This is a genomic window from Alteromonas sp. ABH4_453 (genome assembly GCF_056160665.1).
This window is the reverse complement of the sequence record NZ_JBSWXP010000013.1, coordinates 1-2696: the sequence shown is the minus strand read 5'-3', so window position 1 is coordinate 2696 and position 2696 is coordinate 1. Positions and strand designations below refer to the sequence as shown.

1 protein-coding gene and 5 tRNA genes are annotated in these 2696 nt (G+C 44.7%); 3 read left to right on the top strand and 3 right to left on the bottom strand.

The window, feature by feature from the left end; genetic code table 11:
- Positions 1–11: 11 nt before the first annotated feature.
- The 3 genes from ACXAGV_RS18970 to gltX form a co-directional block, all read right to left on the bottom strand.
- A tRNA-Glu gene (locus ACXAGV_RS18970) sits at positions 12–87 on the bottom strand.
- A 92-nt stretch (positions 88–179) separates the two neighbouring features.
- Positions 180–255: transfer RNA gene (locus ACXAGV_RS18965), tRNA-Ala, on the bottom strand.
- Positions 256–340: 85 nt separating this feature from the next.
- Positions 341–1750, bottom strand: coding sequence for a glutamate--tRNA ligase (gene gltX / locus ACXAGV_RS18960; RefSeq protein ID WP_342341390.1), 1410 nt, complete (start codon positions 1748–1750; stop codon positions 341–343).
- 635 nt (positions 1751–2385) lie between these two features.
- Between gltX and ACXAGV_RS18955 the strand changes: the two genes are divergently transcribed.
- The 3 genes from ACXAGV_RS18955 to ACXAGV_RS18945 all read left to right on the top strand — a co-directional run bounded on the left by ACXAGV_RS18955 (position 2386) and on the right by ACXAGV_RS18945 (position 2688).
- Positions 2386–2461, top strand: a tRNA-Val gene (locus ACXAGV_RS18955).
- Between the two features lie 38 nt (positions 2462–2499).
- A tRNA-Val gene (locus tag ACXAGV_RS18950) sits at positions 2500–2575 on the top strand.
- Between the two features lie 37 nt (positions 2576–2612).
- Positions 2613–2688: transfer RNA gene (locus ACXAGV_RS18945), tRNA-Val, on the top strand.
- Positions 2689–2696: the final 8 nt, after the last annotated feature.

Below are 2696 nucleotides of genomic sequence, written 5' to 3'. Positions count from 1 at the left end.
ACGCGATAAAATGGCGTCCCCTAGGGGATTCGAACCCCTGTTACCGCCGTGAAAGGGCGGTGTCCTAGGCCTCTAGACGAAGGGGACTGAATTCTTTCTTCGAAACTAAGTTTTCGAATTTTCAGTCCGAAGCTGCGTTAACAACTTCAGCCTATATCAAACCACATCTCAATGTGACTTGGTGGAGCCAGGCGGGATCGAACCGCCGACCTCCTGCATGCCATGCAGGCGCTCTCCCAGCTGAGCTATGGCCCCATCATGGTACCAGTCATTTCGTGTGACTGTTCCGTGACAGCGGGGCGCATTCTAGGCATCCGCCCCTGTCATGTCAACGCTTTTTTTATGAATTTTCTCTGTTTGCTATAAAAGTAAGCGCTTTGTCGATTCTCTCGCCGATTTTCTCTTTTGAGATAAGATTCAACGTGATATCTAACGACGGTGAATTACCACCACCTGTCACAGCTACACGCAGCGGCATACCTACTTTACCCATGCCCACTTCCAATTCTTCGGCTGTACTGTTTATAGCAGCCTGAATGTTTTCTGGGTTCCACTCTTCAATTGCCATTAATTTATCTTTAGCAAGCTCTAGTGGGCCGCGAGCGACTGGACGAAGATGTTTTTTTGCAGCGTTCGCATCGAAATCTTCATAGTCTTGATAAAAGTACGTAGAAATCTCAGCCAACTCTTTTAGCGTTTTTACTCTATCAGCCTGAATAGCAATTATAGATTCAAGTGCTGGGCCTGTCGTTAAATCAACATTCAACTCTTCAAAATGCCATTTAGCATGTGAAGCAACTTCACTGGCTGGTAATGTCTTAATGTAGTGTTGATTCAACCAGATTAGCTTTTCTGTGTTAAATGCCGATGCAGATTGCCCAATGGCATCAAGGCTGAATTTCTCAATCATTTCATCAACTGAGAAAATTTCTTGGTCGCCGTGTGACCACCCCAACCTAACTAGGTAATTAAGCACAGCTTGCGGTAGGAATCCATCATCGCGATATTGCATCACGCTTACAGCGCCATGACGCTTCGATAACTTCTTGCCGTCATCACCCAAAATCATAGAAACGTGAGCATATTCTGGAACAGGTGCACCAAGCGCTTCAAGAATATTGATTTGGCGTGGCGTATTATTAATATGGTCTTCACCACGAACTACGTGAGTAATACCCATATCCCAATCATCAACAACTACGCAGAAGTTGTAAGTAGGGGTACCGTCAGAGCGCTGAATAATAAGATCATCTAGCTCAGTATTGCTAATCTCAATTTTTCCACGTACGTGATCATTAATTACCACTTTGCCTTCTAGAGGGTTTTTGAAGCGGATAACAAAAGGTTGACCTTCAGGGTGATCCGTTCTGTCTCTCCACGTACCTGGGTAACGAGGCTTCTCACCACGTTCTTTTTGCGCTTCACGAATCGCGTCTAACTCTTCAGAGCTCATAAAGCATTTATACGCTTTGCCTTCATTCAAAAGCTGCTGAATAAGTTCTTTATATCTATCGAAACGCTCAGTTTGATAAATTGGACCCGTATCCCACGTTAAACCTAGCCATTGCATTCCGTCTAGAATGGCCTGCTTAGCTTCTTCTGTTGAACGCTCGATATCTGTATCTTCAATGCGAAGAACAAACTCGCCGCCTTTGCTTTTAGCAAGAAGCCAAGAATAAAGCGCAGTTCGTGCGCCGCCAACGTGAAGATAGCCTGTTGGGCTGGGTGCAAATCGTGTAACAACCGACATGGTCACTCTCTATTGTTAATGTATTTCTAAAGTTGGGCGCATTCTACCAGTGTCCGCGCGACTTCAAAAGTAAGATAAGAATAGAAGGGAAAAGAAAGTGGACAGACACATATTGTTGAAACTCACTTTTTAGATATTTTTTTCTTGTTGAAGTGGACACACACTCAGGCGAGTCTCACAACAGTCCCTCGTTCAAAGTATATCGGAACGAGCAATGGCTTGAAAAACTAAGTGGGTGTCCACTTTGCGCTTGCATTTAGTCCTTACTTGCCACGTCTTCTGTTAAAAAATGAGTGTGTGTCCATTGTGCGAAGCCAATTTAAATATATGTTTGTGGTAAGTGAGTGACTGTCCATTTCAATTACACCCAAACTCCATTTCAACTCTCAGTAAGAAACAAGTGTCTGTCCTCCCAAACTCCAGCTGGCTCGTGTAAATCCACGCTGCAGTTTTTGTTTATCGATGAATTCAAAACGCAATTAAAAACGCTGTTCTTTTCATCAATTTAGTTAAGATACGGTCAGAGTGGCTAAATTTCGGGCACACAGTCATTTTTCTTTAATTTTATTGTTGACACTAACGGAACCGACTCTATAATACCGCCCCACTTGCTTAGGCAAGGTTTTAGAAAATACGGACGCTTAGCTCAGTTGGGAGAGCATCGCCCTTACAAGGCGAGGGTCACTGGTTCAAGCCCAGTAGCGTCCACCACTTCTTCATCGTGGTTAAACAGTGAAATCAAAAAATATGGACGCTTAGCTCAGTTGGGAGAGCATCGCCCTTACAAGGCGAGGGTCACTGGTTCAAGCCCAGTAGCGTCCACCACTTCCTCACCGTGGTAAAATAGTGAAATCCAAAATACGGACGCTTAGCTCAGTTGGGAGAGCATCGCCCTTACAAGGCGAGGGTCACTGGTTCAAGCCCAGTAGCGTCCACCATCTCTTTC

Bases quoted from the DNA above. Each gene is read 5' to 3' on its own strand.
- gltX (WP_342341390.1), bottom strand. From the start codon at position 1,750: ATGTCGGTTGTTACACGATTTGCACCCAGCCCAACAGGCTATCTTCAC.